Here is a 14297-nt window from a genome sequence, read left to right on the forward strand (position 1 = left end):
GGGCTCAGGTGAGGTCCGCCGCGACGGCCTCCAAAACGGCGACCGCGCGGTCCAGTTCGTGCAGTTCGAGGTGTTCGTTCGGTGCGTGATCGAGCTCGGAGTCGCCGGGACCGTACGTGACCATCGGGCAGTCCCACGCCCCCGCGTAGATGTTCATATCGGCGGTGCCGGTCTTTCTGAGGAGGCGCGGATCGCCGCCGGCCTCGCGGATCGCGACGCGAAACGCCCGCGCGACCGGGGTTCGAGGGCTCTGCATCGTCGGCTCGACCGAGTCCGTCCAGGTGACGGTACCGGCCCCGAGTTCGCCGGCGGCCAGTTCCCTGAGGTCCGCCGTCGAGTACCGCGGCGGCACCCGCAACTGGACGTCGAGGGTCGTCTCGACCGCGAGACCGTCCTCGCTGACGCCACCCTCGATCGAGACCGGTTTCGGCGTGACCTGCTCGAAGACCGGTGCGTCGCCGGCATCGTCGGCGTCCCGTTGTTCCGCCGGAGCAACGCCGCCATCGAAGCGATCCTCGACCGCCGACCACCACCCGATCGCGTCTTGGATGGCGTTGTTCTCCGGGCGGGAGGTGTGGCCGGACTCCGAGGTACAGAGATACGTCCCGCTGAGCATCCCCCGGTAGCCGAGGGTGATCCCGTCCGCGCCGGAGGGTTCGCCGTTGACGACGGCGTCGGGTGCGGCGCGATCCTCGATGAGGTGTCGTGCGCCGCGGGAGTCGACTTCCTCGCCGACGACGCCGACGAAGGAGACCCCGGTCCGGACGGCCGCGACCGCCAGCGCCGCGAGCGGTCCCTTCGCGTCGACCGAACCGCGGCCCCACAGCTCGAGGCCGCGGTCGCCGTCCTCGATCCGAACCGGAATGTCACCCGGGACGGTGTCGATGTGGGAGGTGTAGAGGACGCTGTCGTCGGCCGGCGCGCGGACGTTCCCGACCTCGTCGACGAAGACCTCGCGGCCGTGCGATTCAAAAAAGCCAGCGAGCGCCGCCGCGCACTCGCCCTCCTCGGGCGTCGGCGAGGGGGTCGAAACGAGCGTCTCGAGCAGCTTGCGGGCCTCGGTATCGGGAGCGAGGCCCGACTCGCGCGCCGGTTCGCTCACGCGAGGACCGCCTCCAGGGCGTCGACGAAGGCGTCGGCGTGCTCGCGTTCGATCGTTAACGGCGGCAGGAGCCGCAATACAGTCCGACCGGCTGGTAGCGCGAGGACGTCGTGGTTCAACGCCAGATCGCGCAACAGGCGGTTCGAACCGCGTTTGACCTCGATACCGATCATCAGCCCGTGGCCGCGGACCTCCCGGACGTCGTCGCCGAGGCGGTCCTCGATCTGCCCGCGGATGTACGCGCCCACCTCGGCCGCGTGGGCGGGCAGGGACTCCCGTTCGAGGACGTCCAGCGTCGCCCCCGCCGCCGCGGAGACGACCGGCCCGCCGGAGAAGGTCGAGCCGTGGTTGCCCGAGTCCTCGGCAATCCAGTCGCGACACAGCGTCGCGCCCATCGGAAGCCCGCTCGCGAGGCCCTTCGCCGTCGTCAACACGTCGGGGACGACGTCGTACTTGTCGGCGGCCCACAGCTCGCCGGTGCGGCCGAGGCCGGTCTGGATCTCGTCGAGGATCAACGCGGCGCCGGAGGTCGCCGTCTGAACGCGTACCGACTGGAGGTACTCCTTGGAGACGGGGTTGATCCCGCCCTCGCCCTGCAGGGGTTCGATGATGACCGCGGCGGTGTCGTCGTCGACCGCCTCGGCCATCGCCTCGCTGTCCCCGTACTCGACGAACTCGAAGTCCCCGGCGAGGGGGCCGAACCCCTCTTTGTACTTGTCCTTCCAGGTGGCCGCGAGCGCCCCCATCGTCCGCCCGTGAAAGCCCCGTTTCGTGGCGACGATCTTCGAGCGTCCGGTGGCGTGGCGGGCGAACTTCAGCGCCGCCTCGTTGGCCTCCGTCCCGGAGTTACAGAGCCAGACGTTGTCGATATCGACCGGAGCGACGTCGGCCAGCTGCTCGTACAGCGCCGTCCGGGCGGCGTGGGGGTACGACGCCTGCACGTAGAACAGGTCCTCGAGTTGCGTGGTGGCCGCGTCGACGACCTCCGGGTGGCAGTGGCCCACCGGCGTGCAGGCGTAGCTCGCGCCGAAGTCGAGGTACTCGTTGCCGTTCGTGTCGTAGAGATACGCTCCCTCGCCACGGTCGATGCGGATCGGTTTCTCCGAAAAAATGAAGCCGCTCATGGTTGGTGTGATGTCATTCGAGCGCGCTAGGCAGCACGTCCGTGCCGCCGCCGTCTATCGCCGATCGGATCGGGGCGTCCGCGTTCGCGTTGGCGACGACGACCCGTTCGGCGCCGCCCTCGAGGGCCTCCGTCGCCGCCATCACTTTCCGCCCCATGAACCCCTCGGCGGCCGCCCGCAGCTCCTCGTAGGCGTCGGGGGTGTCGACGCGGTCGATGACCGTCGAGGGGTCGTCGGGATCGCGGTAGACGCCCGCCACGTCTGTCAACGAGACGAGCGTCCCTCCGAGTTCGGCCGCGACGGCCGCCGCGGCGCGGTCGGCGTCGGTGTTGACGGCGACGCCGTCGTCGGCCAGCATCGGCGGCGAGGCGACGGGCGTGTAGCCGTCCGAGAGCAGCGTCGAGAGCAACCCGCCGTTGACCGACTCGATCGTCCCGGAGTGGTCGCCGCGTCTGATCTTCTTTGTGCCGTCCTCGACGACCCGAACCGCGGATTTGCGCGGGCCGGTAAACAGCCCGCCGTCGACGCCGGAGAGCCCGACCGCGTCGACGCCCTGGTTCCGGAGGCCGGTCACGAGGTCGGTGTTGACCTGCCCGGCCAGCGCCATCTTGAAGACGTCCATCGTCTCCGCGTCGGTGAAACGGCCGACGACGCCGGAGGGCGTCTCGACGTACTCCGGTTCGACCCCCATCCGTTCTAGGGCGTCGTCGACGGCCGTCGAGCCGCCGTGGACGACGACGACGTCGGTGCCGTCCTCGCGGACCGAAGCGACGTTCGCGAGCGCCCCCTCGGGGTCGACTGCGCGGGCCCCCCCGATTTTGACGACGACGGTGTCGGGGTCAGTCATGGCGCTCCCACCGGGTGCAGCCCGGCGAACTCCAGGCCGGCCGTCTCCTCGAGACCCAAGGCGACGTTGGCCGCGTGGACGGCCTGCCCCGCCGAGCCCTTCATCATGTTGTCGATCGCCGAAAAGACGACGATCCGGCCGTTCCGGGGGTCGAGTTCGAAGCCGACTTCCGCGTGGTTCGAGCCCGCGACCGCCTTCGGTTCCGGATACCGGTACACCCCGGAGCCGCCCGAGACGATCCGGACGAACGGCTCCTCCGCGTAGCTGCCGCGGTACGCCGTCCAGAGGTCACCCGTCGAGACGGGGTCGTCGGGGTAGACGTGACAGGTTGCCGACGCGCCACGGGTCATGTCGACCGCGTGGGCGCTGAAGGAGACCCCCGTGCCGAGGAAGGCCTCGATCTCGGCCTCGTGGCGGTGGCCCGTCGGCGCGTAGGGCCTGACGACCCCCGAACGCTCGGGGTGTGAGGAGGCCTCGCCGCCGCCCGCGCCGCCCTCCGAGGAGCCGACCTTCACGTCGACGACGATCCGCTCGCCGCCGGAGAGGACGTCGGCGTCGAAGAGCGGCTTCAACCCGAGGATCGCCGCGGTGGCGTTACAGCCCCCCGAAGCGATCAGCTCCGCGCCGGGGAGGTTCTCGCGGTTGAGCTCCGGCAAGGCGTACTCGGCGTCGGCGAGCAGTTCGGGGCGGTCGTGGCCGTCGTACCACTCGTCGTACTCGGCCTCGGTGTCGAGTCTGAAATCGGCGCTCAGGTCGACGACCGTGCCGGCCGCCTCGCGGAAGGAATCGATACGCTCCATCGAGACGCCGTGAGGCGTACACGCGAAGAGGACGTCGACCGATTCGAGGTCGTCGGGGTCGGAAAACCGCAGGTCCATCCCCCGCAGGTTCGGGTGGACGGAGCCGACCGTCTTGTTCTCGTAGCTCCGGCTCGTCGCCTGGACGACGTCGACGTTCGGATGGCCGTAGAGCAACCGGAGCAACTCCCCGCCGGTGAAGCCGCTGGCGCCGACGACGCTCGCGGCGTAGGACTCCGTCATTGGGCCCCCCCGATCATGCCGCCACCTCGACGTTTCGGACGCGGGCCTCGAGCCAATCGACGACGGCGGCGGGGACGTCGGTTTCGGTGACCTCGTTCAGCGCTTTGAATTCGACAGTGTGGTTCACCTCGTGGACGGTGTAGGAGTCGCCCGTCTCCATGAGATCGACTCCGAGCAGGCCGCCCCCGACCGCCTCGGAGGCGCGCTCGACGAGGTCGGCCATCTCGGGGGTGATCTCGATCGGTTCGGTCTCGGCACCGCGGGCGGCGTTCGTCAGCCAGTGCTCCGAGGAGCGGGCCATCCCCGCGATCGGCTCGCCGTCGGTGGCGACGACGCGGATGTCGCGGCCCGGCTTCTCGACGAACTCCTGGATGTAGAACACCTTGTGTTCGTAGTGGCCGAGCGTCTCTTTGTGTTCGAGAATAGCCTCGGCAGCGTCCCGCGAGTCGATTTTCGCCATCAGCCGCCCCCACGACCCGATGACGGGCTTCAGCACGCAGGGGTAGCCGAACTCCTCGATCGACTCCATGGCTGCTTCCTTGGTGAACGTGACCTCGGTCGCCGGCGTCGGCACGTCCGCGTTCGCGAGTACGAGGCTGTTTCTGGCTTTGTCGGCACAGACCGCCGCCGTCTCCGGCCCGTTCACCACGGGGACGTCGTAGGCGTCGACGAACCGGGTGATGTACCGCGATCGGCTGGTCGCGAGACAGCGGTCGACGACGATGTCGAGCCCTTCGAGGACCTCCGGCGGTTCGTGGACGCCGAAACGTTCCTTTCGCACGTCGATCTTCGTGACCTCGTGGCCCCGGTCGCGGAGCTCGCTCAAAAGAAGCTTCTCGTCGCGGCGGATCCGCGAGTAGAGCACGCCGACGTTCACGAAGCGTCACCTCGTGACGGTTCGTGTGCCCGGGACGCCCTCGGCGGCCAGACGTTCACGAAGCGTCACCTCGTGACGGTTCGTGTGCCCGGGACGCCCTCGGCGGCCAGACGTTCACGAAGCGTCACCTCGTGACGGTTCGTGTGCCCGGGACGCCCTCGGCGGCCAGACGTTCACGAAGCGTCACCTCGTGACGGTTCGTGTGCCCGGGACGCCCTCGGCGGCCAGACGTTCACGAAGCGTCACCTCGTGACGGTTCGTGTGCCCGGGACGCCCTCGGCGGCCAGACGTTCACGAAGCGTCACCTCGTGACGGTTCGTGTGCCCGGGACGCCCTCGGCGGCCAGACGTTCACGAAGCGTCACCTCGTGACGGTTCGTGTGCCCGGGACGCCCTCGGCGGCCAGACGTTCACGAGCCATCACCCCTCGCGGGCGTTCCGGCCGGGCGGCGGTCCGCGCCGACATCCATCGCCTTACTCCCCCCAGTCCTCTTCCAGTTCGGGAGCCTCCTCGAGGGCGATCGGGTCGACAGAGACGACCTCGAGTTCGGCGCCCGTAATCGGACTGTCGATAATCTCGCCGACCTCGACGTCGGCGGGGATCTCGATCTCTTCGCCCGTGATGGGATCTTCCGTGGTGATCGTGTCTTCCGTCATCGTGCCGTCTAGTCGGCCACCGACCCACTTAAAAGCTTCGAACTTATCAAAAGGAGATAATAACGAATACGAGCATCTAACGGTTCAGATGCGGTTGAAAACCCGTCATCCAGATTTATTGTCAGGTTTTAATACATATAGCGAGAAGCGACAGCGGTCGTCGGTTACGCACGACGAGCCACCTCCTCGGCGAGCCGGCGCTCGGCGCGGTCGAGGGCCTCGCGGCGCGACTCGAGGGCCCCTCGATGGTCGCCGAGCGCCTCCCGAGTGTGAGCGTCGGCTGCGTCGACCGCCGAGAGGGCCGGGCCGCCGACCGAATTACGCGAGGCGACGCTCTCTTCGGGGTCGAGGGCAGCCTCGACGGTCTCGCGGTCGACGTGGGTCTCGAGTGGCTCGCCGAGCGTCTCCTCGGCGGCGGCGTCGAGGGCCGCGTACGTCGCCGACGCGTCGCGTTCGCCTTCGAGTGACTCGGCCGCGAGCGCGACGGTCTCGTGGGCGGTCCGAAACGGGATTCCCGACATCGCAAGCAGGTCCGCGACGCCGGTCGCCGTCGAAAAGCCCGTCGACGCGGCGGCCGACAGCGACGAGTCGTCCCACTCGGCGGTCGCGACCGCGCCGGCGGCGACCGTCGTCGCCTCGCGAACCGCGTCGACCGCCTCGAAGGCGTGGGGGTGGGCACGCTGGAGGTCGCGGTTGTACGCCCGCGGGAGCCCCTTCAGGATCGACAACAGCGCGTTCAGGCCGGCCGCGGCGTCGCCCGCGGTCCCCCGGACGAGTTCCATCGTATCGGGGTTCTTTTTTTGGGGCATGATCGACGACGTCGAGGCGTAGGCGTCGTCCAGTTCGACGTACCCGCGGTTCGAAAAGACGACGAGGTCTTCGGCGAGCCCCGACAGCGTTGTCGACAGCGCGGCGACGGCGGCGGTCGTCTCGACGAGGAAATCCCGCGCCGAGACGGCGTCCATCGAGTTCTCGACGAGGCCCTCGAAACCGAGCAACTCGGCAGTTCGTTCGCGGTCGATATCGAACGGCGTACCCGCGAAGGCGGCAGCGCCGAGTGGCGAACGGTTGACCCGGCCGTAGGCGTCGAGTAGCCGTTCGGTGTCGCGAGCCAGCGCTGATCCGTACGAGGCGAGGTAGTGGCCCACGGTCGTCGGCTGGGCCGGCTGGAGGTGCGTAAAGCCCGGCATGACGGTTTCGGCGTGGCGCTCGGCGACCTCGGCGAGGGCCTCTCTGGCCTCGATCGTCGCCTCGACGGCGTCGAGGACGTCAGCGCGCAACCGGTACCGGATGCAGGTCGCGACCTCGTCGTTGCGGGAGCGGGCGGTGTGCATCCGGCCGCCACGCTCGCCGACGCGCTCGATGACGGCCGTCTCGATGGCCGCGTGGACGTCCTCGCCGTCGGGGAGGGCGACGTGGCCGGCGGCCTCGACGTCGGCGAGCGCCTCGAGGATCGCCGCCGCGTCCGTCCGATCGATGACGTCCCGCTCGTCGAGCATCACGACGTGGGCGCGGTCGACGGCGACGTCGGCGGCAAAGATGCGCTCGTCGGCCGCGAGGCTCGACATGAAACTGCGGGCGGGGCCGCCGCTGAAACGCTCGCGGCGGACGACGTCGCCGTCCCCGTTCGCGCTTGCGCCCGCGCCGTCGTCGCCGTCGTCGCCGTCGTCGCCGTCGTCGGCCCCGGTCATGGATCTACTCCCCGTCGCCGTCGACGACGCGGTTGGCCAGACGCTCCTGGAAGCCGTGGTACTTCGCGACGCCCGTCGCGTCGCTCTGTTCGATGCTTCCGGTGATGTCCTCGGTGTTGAACGAGGCGGCTTCCGCGGAGTAGACGGCGTACTTCGAGGAGCGACCGACCGGGCGGGCCTGCCCGCCCTCGAAGCGGATCGTGACCGTCCCCGTCACGCGCGTCTGCGTCTCGGCGATGAACCCCTCGAGGGCGTCGACCAGAGGCGCGTTTACGAGGCCCTGATACCCCTTTTCGGACCACTCGTGGTCGACCCGATTTTTAAACGCGCGCTCCTCTTTCGTCAACACGAGGTCCTCCAGCGCGGCGTGGGCGTTGAGAAGCACTGTCGCCGCCGGGTGCTCGTAGTTCTCGCGGACTTTCAGCCCGAGCATGCGGTCCTCCATGATGTCCGAGCGGCCGACGCCGTAGCCGCCCGCGAGGTCGTTGAGCTCCTCGATGAGTTCGACCGGCTCCGTCTCGGTTCCGTCGAGCGAAACCGGGTAGCCGTCCTCGAAGCCGACCTCGATTTCGAGCGTCTCGGCGGTCGGCGCCGTCGTCCACTCGTAGACGTCCTCCGGTGGGACGTAGCTCGGTTCCTCGAGTTCGGAGCCCTCGATCGAGCGGCTCCAGAGGTTCGTATCGATGCTGTATTTGCCCTCGTCGCCGCCCTCGATCGGAAGGCTGCGCTCCTCGGCGTAAGACTGCTCGAACTCCCGCGTGAGGCCGAGCTCCCGGACCGGCGCGATGACCTCCAGATCCGAGTCGCGCCAGACGGCCTCGAAGCGCAACTGGTCGTTGCCCTTGCCCGTCGAGCCGTGAGCGAGGCCCGTACAGTCCTGTTCCTTCGCGACGTCGAGGATCGCCTCCGCGATCACCGGGCGCGCGAGGGCGGTCCCGAGCGGGTAGCCCTGATAGGAGGCGTTCGCGCGGACGGCGTCGAAACAGAGTCCGGCGAACGCCGCTTTGGCGTCGACGACGTAGTGGTCGAGATCGAGCGCTTCGGCCGTCTCCTCGGCCTCCTCGAACTCCGAGGCGGGCTGGCCGACGTCGACGGTGACGCCGATGACCTCGTCGTAGTCGTACTCCTCTTCGAGCAGCGGTACGCAGACGGTGGTGTCGAGCCCGCCGGAGAAGGCGAGCGCGACGCGGTTGGTATCTGACATGGTGTTGTGTTGGGATAGACCGTCGGCCGGACGGTCGTCGTTGGGGATCGAGCGAGCGCGACGAGGGAAGTGGTACTAATCGGGCCTACCGGCCCGTCGCGGTCGCGAGAGAAGGAAGGACCCACCGTCGAGAGCGAACGCGTCGGTGCGGTGGGATCGCATCATGTACTCGACTCTATCCGCAGAGCGATATTAAACCCTTGCGGAACGGCAGGGCGTGTGTGAGTCCGTGTCGAGCCCCGACAGCGTTTCGTCCGTCCGCGCCGTCGGTTGGGCCGATGCTCCCCGTCGATCCCGCGGTCGTCGCGTTCGCGCTGCTCGTCGCCGGCGTCGCCGCGAGCTTCCTGCCACTGGTGTCGGGCGGCGTCCTCTCGACGCTCGGCGTCGGGTACTACTGGGCGGCGACGGGCGAACCCGGGACGCTCGCGCTGTTCGGCTTCGTCGCGCTGGGCGGTCTCACCGTCGCTATCGACCTCCTCGGCGGGGCCATCTCGGCGCGGGCCGGTGGTGCGTCGACGCGGACGACGGCCATCGCCGCGGTCGCGGCCGTCGCGTTGCTCCCGGCGCTCGGCCCGTTCGGGGCGATCATCGGCGTCGTCGGATCGGTGTTCGCCCTGGAGTACAGACGCCACGGCGACGCCCGAAAGGGGGTCCGAACCGCGGCTGCCACGGCCGTCGGGATGCTCGCTTCGAGCGCGATGCAGGCGGTATTGACGCTGTCGATGCTCGTCGGATTCGTCCTCGTGTGGCTTTGAACCGATCGGCCGGGCCGAGGGCGAGGGGACAGGCGTCAATCGGACGGTACTATCTCGTCGCTCCCGTATGACCGCTCGGCGAGAAGCAAGGCGACCAGCGCGAAGATGATGATCGCGTAGGACCCGGCGGCGAGCAGGGCTTCCTCGAGCGAGCCGTACTCGCCCGTCCGGAAGATGATGGCCTTTCGGACCATCGCTATGACGCCGGTGTAGATCACGAGCTGGACGATCCGTCGGGTCTCGTTCTCCTCGACGTAGGCGAGTACCGTCTGGTACACTTCGACGATGATCAAAAGCAAAAGCCCCGTGTCTATGAAGCTGATAACGACGAGGGGATCGGTGATACCGCCCGACTGTACGGCCGCAAGTATTTGAATCAGCAGGTCGAGGACCCCGACCGCAAAGAGCGCGGCGAAGACGGTCGCAGCAGCCAACTCGGTCACGTGGACGAATCGGCCCACGGTGTGTGAGTACCGCTCCGCCAACGTCCTCGAGGACCCCAGACCGGCGGGGTCGGACGGAGTCTCTGTATCGGTAGTGTCGTCACCACTCATCTGTGCAGCGTCGTGCGTTCGTGCGGGGGTAACTGATCGCCCATCCACCGACGTGTACGGATGGGGGACGCATATACTGTGGGTCGTGGTGTCGCCGCGGGTTCGGACCCACGCTCCGGACGCCCACCGACGCCCGGGGGTCCGGCGGAACTACCGCTTCCGGCCGACCAACAGCGAACCGAGGACCAGCGCCGAGATGCCCAACGCGAGGGGCGCGCCGCCGTGCGTGGTGCCCGCCCGCGAGTGCTCGATGGGCTCCGTGGTCCCGCCCGAGTCGGGGACCGCAACGACCTCGAACTCCTCGCCGAAGGTGGTCAGCCCCGGCCAGGCGACGGTGTCGCCCTCGGCTCGCGCCGGCTCCGGTGAGACGCTCTCGATCGCGTAACCCTCGGGTGCGACGACCACCAACTCGCGATCGAGGCTTTCGAACAGCGAGAACGGCTCGGCGAGGACGACCCGCTCGTCGTCGACGGCCGCGACGTTCTCCCAGCGGAACTCGTAGGCGACGACGCCCGTCTCGCCGACGACGGCCGTCTCGACCGTGACGTCACCGACGCGGAGTTCGCGGTCGAGGGCCTCATTGGCCGTCCGGGAGACGAGCCGCATCTCCTCGCCGAAGCGCTCGGCAGCGGTGGCTCTGAGCTCCGCGTTCGAGTCGGCCCGCTCGAAGACCTCGCGTTCGTCGGGGTCCGAGAGGTCGAACTCGTCGCTGAACGTGGCGTTCGCGTCGCCGTCGGCGTCGAGTTCGACGACGAACTGGCCGTCTGCGGCGGATTGGGCGGCGGCGGTGCCGGCGACCCCCGAGAGCGCGAGGGCCGCAATACAGAGGGCGGCGAGGAGTCGGGAGACGGTGTGCATGGCGCGACAGTGTCCGTCCGGGGGCAAAAACGGCCCGGTTGCCGACGCCGGGCGGGTTGGGCCAGTCGATGGGCGACGCGCCGCCACCCCGACGAGGGCACAGTATTTTTGCGTCGACGGCTCCCACCTGCGGGTATGTTCGACAGGAGCGAACTCGCCGTCGAGGACCTGCTCAAGGTCGTCCTCCTGCTCGTGATCGCGCTGTTGGTTCTCGAGATCGTCGGCCTGTTCGTCGAGGTACTCGCCTCGATTAGTCCCGTGGTGGCGGTCGTGATCGTCGTACTCATTATCGCGCATCTCCTCGATTGGGTATAGTGTACAGCTGTAACGTCACCGTCCCCCCCGACCTCTCGCGGCTGGCCCGTGGGCTGGCCAGCGATTGCTTCGAGGCGACGCCCCGGGACCGACACAGCCTCCTCGTCAAACGGCTCGGCGACGGCCGCCCGTCGGCGCTCGCCCGCCGGGTTCGGGGGGCGCTCGCCGGCGTCGGTCCTTTCGAGGCGCGGCTCTCGACGATCGAACTGTTCAGGGATCCGCCGGTGGGTCCCGGTCCGGTCGCGTACCTCCGGGTCGACTCGCCGCGGCTACTCGAGATACACCGCACGCTCTGTGAGCTATTCGACCCCGTCGAGGGGCTGGAGGGCGAGGGGTACGTCCCGCACGTCACGATCGCGCGCGGCGGCGACGCCGGGCGGCTGGCCGACCGATCCGTCGGAAGCCGGACCTGGACCATCGACTCGCTGTCGGTGTGGTCGCCGAAGTACGACGAGGCCGTCGAGCGGATCGCGCTGCCGGTCTGACCGCCGCGGGACGCCCGCGGCGGTCGGCCCCTCAGCCGTAGGTGTCCCGCATTGTTCGCTCCAACACTCCGTCCGGCCCGAGTACGATGTAGACGGCGAGGAAGGGATCGTCACCGTCGAGCACCCACACGGAGAAGGGCGGGTCGGCCCCGTCGGCGGCGCGGGCGAGCAGCGGTTCGAGCGGCTTCGCCCCGTCGCGAAACTCGACGAAGAGATCGCGGCTGCCGGGCTGTTCGGCGAAGGTGTAGACGATCCCGTTGGGGTTGCGGTCGGTGTCGTAGGTCACCCGCGAGTTCATCGCTTCGCCCTCGGCGCGGGCTGTTTCGAAGCAGGTCCGGGTGGCCTCGAAGAGCGCCTCGTCGGTGCGGCGAAACCGAAACCGCGTCTCGGTGTCGACGGTCGCCTCGCGGAGTGTCGGCTCCTCGCCCTCGAAGCGGAGGTCGCCGTCGATCCGGTTGCCGACCGCGGCGTCGGGCAGCGACGACCGGGGGACGTACGCCGGATCGGCGGAGTTGACGTCGAGGAGAAGCCACTCGTCGTCGGTTCGGCCGGCGAGCAGCCGGAACGGCCCCTCGATGTAGCGGGTCATACCGTCGGTTCGTGCCGAGGGTAGTTCACTGCCACGACAGAAGCGCCCGGAGCTGCGCCCGCGAGAACAGGGAACTGGGCCGGTCCATGTGGACGCCGATTTCGCCCGAGAGCGCGCGCAGCCCCGCGCGCTGGATCGGTCGCGGCAGCGAGTAGCCGGCCCGGAGGGCCGCCCCGAGCGTCTGGTCGCCGCCCAGCGCCGACCGCCAGGCGTGTTCGTACTCGTGGAGGCTCGCGGGGTGGGCGGGATCGATCTCGCGGGCGGCGATGTCGGCGGCCCGCATGCCGTAGAGGATGCCGCCGCCGGTGAAGGGCTTCGTCTGGCCGGCCGCGTCGCCGACGAGGAAGCTCCGCTTGCCGACCGTCCGGTCGGGCGGGCCGATCGGGATCGCCCCCGAGCAGCGACGTTCGACGTCGACCCCGTAGTCGTCGACGAGCGCCTCGAACCGCCCAGGCGCGTCGTCGCCAGGCGCGACCGCGAGGCCGTACTCGACGCCCGCCGCCCGCCGCGGGATGCGCCAGGCGAAAAACTGCGGGACCGTAAGGTGGACGTCGACGAAGTCGTCGTCGTCCTCCTCCGTCGAGAAGCCCAACACCCCGTGTAGCAGCTCCTCGGGCTCGGGGAGACCCACCTCGCGTCGGACCTTCGACCGGGGGCCGTCGGCCCCACAGACCAGCCGTCCCTCGAACGTCTCGAGACCGTCGGGACCGCTGGCGTCGACCTCGACGCGGTCGGAGCGCTCGCGGACGGCGGTGACGCGGTGGCCCGGACGGACCTCCGCGCCGGCGTCGCGGGCACAGTCGGCCAACGTCCGGTCGAGGCCGACGCGGTCGATCGCGTTCGAGACGGCGCCGTCCTTGTAAAACCGGTGGGCGGGGCTGTCGGCTCCACCGAGGTGAAACCGCGCGCCGCGAATCTCGTTTTGGAGCAGTTCTCCGCGGGCCCGGTCGGGGACGAACGCCCAGATGTCGAGGCTGACGTGACCGGAACACGCAAGCGGGCGGCCGATCTCGCCGGATTCGAGCACTACTATGTCCCGGCCGCGCTCGGCCGCCGAGCGCGCAAAGCGCGATCCGGCGGGACCAGCGCCCACGACGACGACGTCGTACATACCCTTTAGACGGCGGTCGACGGACAAGTATGCTGCGTCACGCCTCATACTGGTGGACGACATCAAATAACACCGACGCACGAGGATCACGCCGTTCGACGGCGCGACCGGCGGATCACTCGTGCGTCGTGTGTATATTCGTTTGTCTGTCAGTATCAGTATCGTTCCTGGAGCTCCCTGCGGAGATCCTCGAGGTCCATCCCCTTCATCGACAGCAACACGAGCATGTGATAGACGATGTCGGCGGCCTCGTGGGCGATCTCCTCGGTGTCGTCGTCCTTGGCCGCGAGGACGAGTTCGGTCGTCTCCTCGCCCAGCTTCTCGAGGACGGCGTTGTCGCCCTTCTCGTGAGTGAACAGCGAGGCGGTGTAGGAGTCCGCCGGGAGTTCGGCCTTTCGGGACTCGATCACTGCAAAGAGGTCGTCGAGGATCTCCGAGTCGGGCGTCTGTTCGGCGTCCGCCGGGGCGGGTGCCGGGTCGGCGTCCGCCGGATCGGGGGCGTCGTCGTTCATGCGCCGATCATTTCCCGGATGTCCTCGAGGCCCGCGTACTCCTCGATCGGTTCACGCCCGGTGTCGAACACCGACGAGTCGACCTCGATGTCGGCCCCGGTCCGCGCGGCGAGTGCTAACGAGTCGCTCGGGCGGGCGTCGACGACGGCCGACTCGCGGGGCGTGTCGAGGTGGAGATCGGCGATGTAGGTGCCGTCGTCGATCGACGAGACGGCGACGCGGTCGACCCGACCACCCAACTCCTCGATCACGTCGAGCAACAGATCGTGCGTGAGCGGGCGGCCGATGTCGGCCGCGTCGAGGCCACGGGCGATGCTCGCGGCCTCCTCGAACCCGACGAAGATCGGCAAGACGTCCGTCCCGTCCTCGACACCGAGCGTCACCACGGCGACGACCCCCGAGGGGGACTCGGCGACGCGGACGCCCTCGATGTGTGCGTCCATACCGTCCCGAAGCGGGCGGAGGATAAAAACCCAGGCGGTCGGGGCGGGCCGCCCCGTGTGGTCGGGACACACCACCTCCGTGCGGTCGGGCTGGACCGGGCCGCCCCGTGCGGTCGGGACACACCACCTCCGTG

17 protein-coding genes are annotated in these 14297 nt (G+C 69.1%); 3 read left to right on the forward strand and 14 right to left on the reverse strand.

Features of this window, described 5'->3' with window-relative positions; genetic code table 11:
- Positions 1-4 precede the first annotated feature (4 nt).
- From NMLP_RS01190 to NMLP_RS01225, 8 genes are all read right to left on the reverse strand, one after another.
- Entirely contained in the window at positions 5-1102 is a 1098-nt protein-coding gene (locus NMLP_RS01190; protein ID WP_015408297.1) for a [LysW]-lysine hydrolase, read from the reverse strand.
- On the reverse strand, positions 1099-2226 hold the full coding sequence (locus NMLP_RS01195; protein WP_015408298.1) for an aspartate aminotransferase family protein: 1128 nt from the start codon (positions 2224-2226) through the stop codon (positions 1099-1101). Before NMLP_RS01195 ends, NMLP_RS01190 begins: the two co-directional genes overlap by 4 nt.
- Positions 2227-2239: 13 nt before the next feature.
- Positions 2240-3073: an acetylglutamate/acetylaminoadipate kinase gene (locus NMLP_RS01200; protein WP_015408299.1), complete on the reverse strand. Its 834-nt coding sequence runs from the start codon at positions 3071-3073 to the stop codon at positions 2240-2242.
- A complete protein-coding gene (gene argC / locus NMLP_RS01205) occupies positions 3070-4113 on the reverse strand; it encodes an N-acetyl-gamma-glutamyl-phosphate reductase (protein ID WP_015408300.1) in 1044 nt (347 codons plus the stop codon). The genes NMLP_RS01200 and argC overlap by 4 nt, the downstream gene beginning before the upstream one ends.
- Positions 4114-4126: 13 nt before the next feature.
- Positions 4127-4990 (reverse strand): lysine biosynthesis protein LysX, encoded by an 864-nt coding sequence (lysX, locus tag NMLP_RS01210; protein WP_015408301.1) that lies wholly within the window; start codon positions 4988-4990, stop codon positions 4127-4129.
- Positions 4991-5463: 473 nt separating this feature from the next.
- The gene (lysW, locus tag NMLP_RS01215; protein ID WP_015408302.1) at positions 5464-5646 is read right to left on the reverse strand and encodes a lysine biosynthesis protein LysW; all 183 of its coding nucleotides are present in this window, start codon (positions 5644-5646) and stop codon (positions 5464-5466) included.
- A gap of 164 nt (positions 5647-5810) precedes the next feature.
- Positions 5811-7337 (reverse strand): argininosuccinate lyase, encoded by a 1527-nt coding sequence (gene argH, locus NMLP_RS01220; protein WP_015408303.1) that lies wholly within the window; start codon positions 7335-7337, stop codon positions 5811-5813.
- A gap of 4 nt (positions 7338-7341) precedes the next feature.
- Positions 7342-8541, reverse strand: a complete 1200-nt coding sequence (locus NMLP_RS01225; RefSeq protein ID WP_015408304.1) for an argininosuccinate synthase — start codon at positions 8539-8541, stop codon at positions 7342-7344.
- Positions 8542-8819: 278 nt separating this feature from the next.
- On the opposite strand from NMLP_RS01225, the gene NMLP_RS01230 reads away from it, so the two are divergent.
- Positions 8820-9296 (forward strand): DUF456 domain-containing protein, encoded by a 477-nt coding sequence (locus tag NMLP_RS01230; protein WP_015408305.1) that lies wholly within the window; start codon positions 8820-8822, stop codon positions 9294-9296.
- A gap of 35 nt (positions 9297-9331) precedes the next feature.
- Here NMLP_RS01230 and NMLP_RS01235 read toward each other — a convergent pair whose 3' ends face one another.
- Together NMLP_RS01235 and NMLP_RS01240 are read right to left on the reverse strand one after the other, a co-directional pair.
- Positions 9332-9850, reverse strand: coding sequence for a phosphate-starvation-inducible PsiE family protein (locus NMLP_RS01235; RefSeq protein ID WP_015408306.1), 519 nt, complete (start codon positions 9848-9850; stop codon positions 9332-9334).
- Positions 9851-10000: 150 nt separating this feature from the next.
- Entirely contained in the window at positions 10001-10708 is a 708-nt protein-coding gene (locus NMLP_RS01240) for a DUF7345 domain-containing protein (RefSeq protein ID WP_015408307.1), read from the reverse strand.
- A 135-nt stretch (positions 10709-10843) separates the two neighbouring features.
- On the opposite strand from NMLP_RS01240, the gene NMLP_RS01245 reads away from it, so the two are divergent.
- Entirely contained in the window at positions 10844-11023 is a 180-nt protein-coding gene (locus NMLP_RS01245) for a DUF7554 family protein (protein ID WP_015408308.1), read from the forward strand.
- Complete coding sequence (locus NMLP_RS01250) at positions 11023-11508, forward strand: 2'-5' RNA ligase family protein (protein WP_015408309.1); 486 nt, start codon at positions 11023-11025, stop codon at positions 11506-11508. Before NMLP_RS01245 ends, NMLP_RS01250 begins: the two co-directional genes overlap by 1 nt.
- A 31-nt stretch (positions 11509-11539) precedes the next feature.
- Here the strand turns inward: NMLP_RS01250 and NMLP_RS01255 are convergent, their stop codons facing one another.
- The 4 genes from NMLP_RS01255 to NMLP_RS01270 all read right to left on the reverse strand — a co-directional run bounded on the left by NMLP_RS01255 (position 11540) and on the right by NMLP_RS01270 (position 14163).
- Positions 11540-12097, reverse strand: coding sequence for a DUF6663 family protein (locus tag NMLP_RS01255; RefSeq protein ID WP_015408310.1), 558 nt, complete (start codon positions 12095-12097; stop codon positions 11540-11542).
- Between the two features lie 25 nt (positions 12098-12122).
- Positions 12123-13208, reverse strand: coding sequence for a geranylgeranyl reductase family protein (locus tag NMLP_RS01260; RefSeq protein WP_015408311.1), 1086 nt, complete (start codon positions 13206-13208; stop codon positions 12123-12125).
- A 155-nt stretch (positions 13209-13363) separates the two neighbouring features.
- Complete coding sequence (gene hisE / locus NMLP_RS01265; protein ID WP_015408312.1) at positions 13364-13720, reverse strand: phosphoribosyl-ATP diphosphatase; 357 nt, start codon at positions 13718-13720, stop codon at positions 13364-13366.
- Positions 13717-14163, reverse strand: coding sequence for a bifunctional nuclease family protein (locus tag NMLP_RS01270; protein WP_015408313.1), 447 nt, complete (start codon positions 14161-14163; stop codon positions 13717-13719). The genes hisE and NMLP_RS01270 overlap by 4 nt, the downstream gene beginning before the upstream one ends.
- Between the last annotated feature and the right edge of the window lie 134 nt (positions 14164-14297).

Source organism: Natronomonas moolapensis 8.8.11 (assembly GCF_000591055.1).
Lineage (GTDB): Archaea > Halobacteriota > Halobacteria > Halobacteriales > Haloarculaceae > Natronomonas > Natronomonas moolapensis.

Coding starts and splice junctions, on each gene's coding strand:
- NMLP_RS01200 (WP_015408299.1), bottom strand. CDS start 3,073: ATGACTGACCCCGACACCGTCGTCGTCAAAATCGGGGGGGCCCGCGCA.
- NMLP_RS01225 (WP_015408304.1), bottom strand. CDS start 8,541: ATGTCAGATACCAACCGCGTCGCGCTCGCCTTCTCCGGCGGGCTCGAC.
- NMLP_RS01195 (WP_015408298.1), bottom strand. CDS start 2,226: ATGAGCGGCTTCATTTTTTCGGAGAAACCGATCCGCATCGACCGTGGC.
- NMLP_RS01255 (WP_015408310.1), bottom strand. CDS start 12,097: ATGACCCGCTACATCGAGGGGCCGTTCCGGCTGCTCGCCGGCCGAACC.
- argH (WP_015408303.1), bottom strand. CDS start 7,337: ATGACCGGGGCCGACGACGGCGACGACGGCGACGACGGCGACGACGGC.
- hisE (WP_015408312.1), bottom strand. CDS start 13,720: ATGAACGACGACGCCCCCGATCCGGCGGACGCCGACCCGGCACCCGCC.
- NMLP_RS01260 (WP_015408311.1), bottom strand. CDS start 13,208: ATGTACGACGTCGTCGTCGTGGGCGCTGGTCCCGCCGGATCGCGCTTT.
- NMLP_RS01235 (WP_015408306.1), bottom strand. CDS start 9,850: ATGAGTGGTGACGACACTACCGATACAGAGACTCCGTCCGACCCCGCC.
- lysW (WP_015408302.1), bottom strand. CDS start 5,646: ATGACGGAAGACACGATCACCACGGAAGATCCCATCACGGGCGAAGAG.
- NMLP_RS01245 (WP_015408308.1), top strand. CDS start 10,844: ATGTTCGACAGGAGCGAACTCGCCGTCGAGGACCTGCTCAAGGTCGTC.
- NMLP_RS01230 (WP_015408305.1), top strand. CDS start 8,820: ATGCTCCCCGTCGATCCCGCGGTCGTCGCGTTCGCGCTGCTCGTCGCC.
- NMLP_RS01270 (WP_015408313.1), bottom strand. CDS start 14,163: ATGGACGCACACATCGAGGGCGTCCGCGTCGCCGAGTCCCCCTCGGGG.
- argC (WP_015408300.1), bottom strand. CDS start 4,113: ATGACGGAGTCCTACGCCGCGAGCGTCGTCGGCGCCAGCGGCTTCACC.
- NMLP_RS01240 (WP_015408307.1), bottom strand. CDS start 10,708: ATGCACACCGTCTCCCGACTCCTCGCCGCCCTCTGTATTGCGGCCCTC.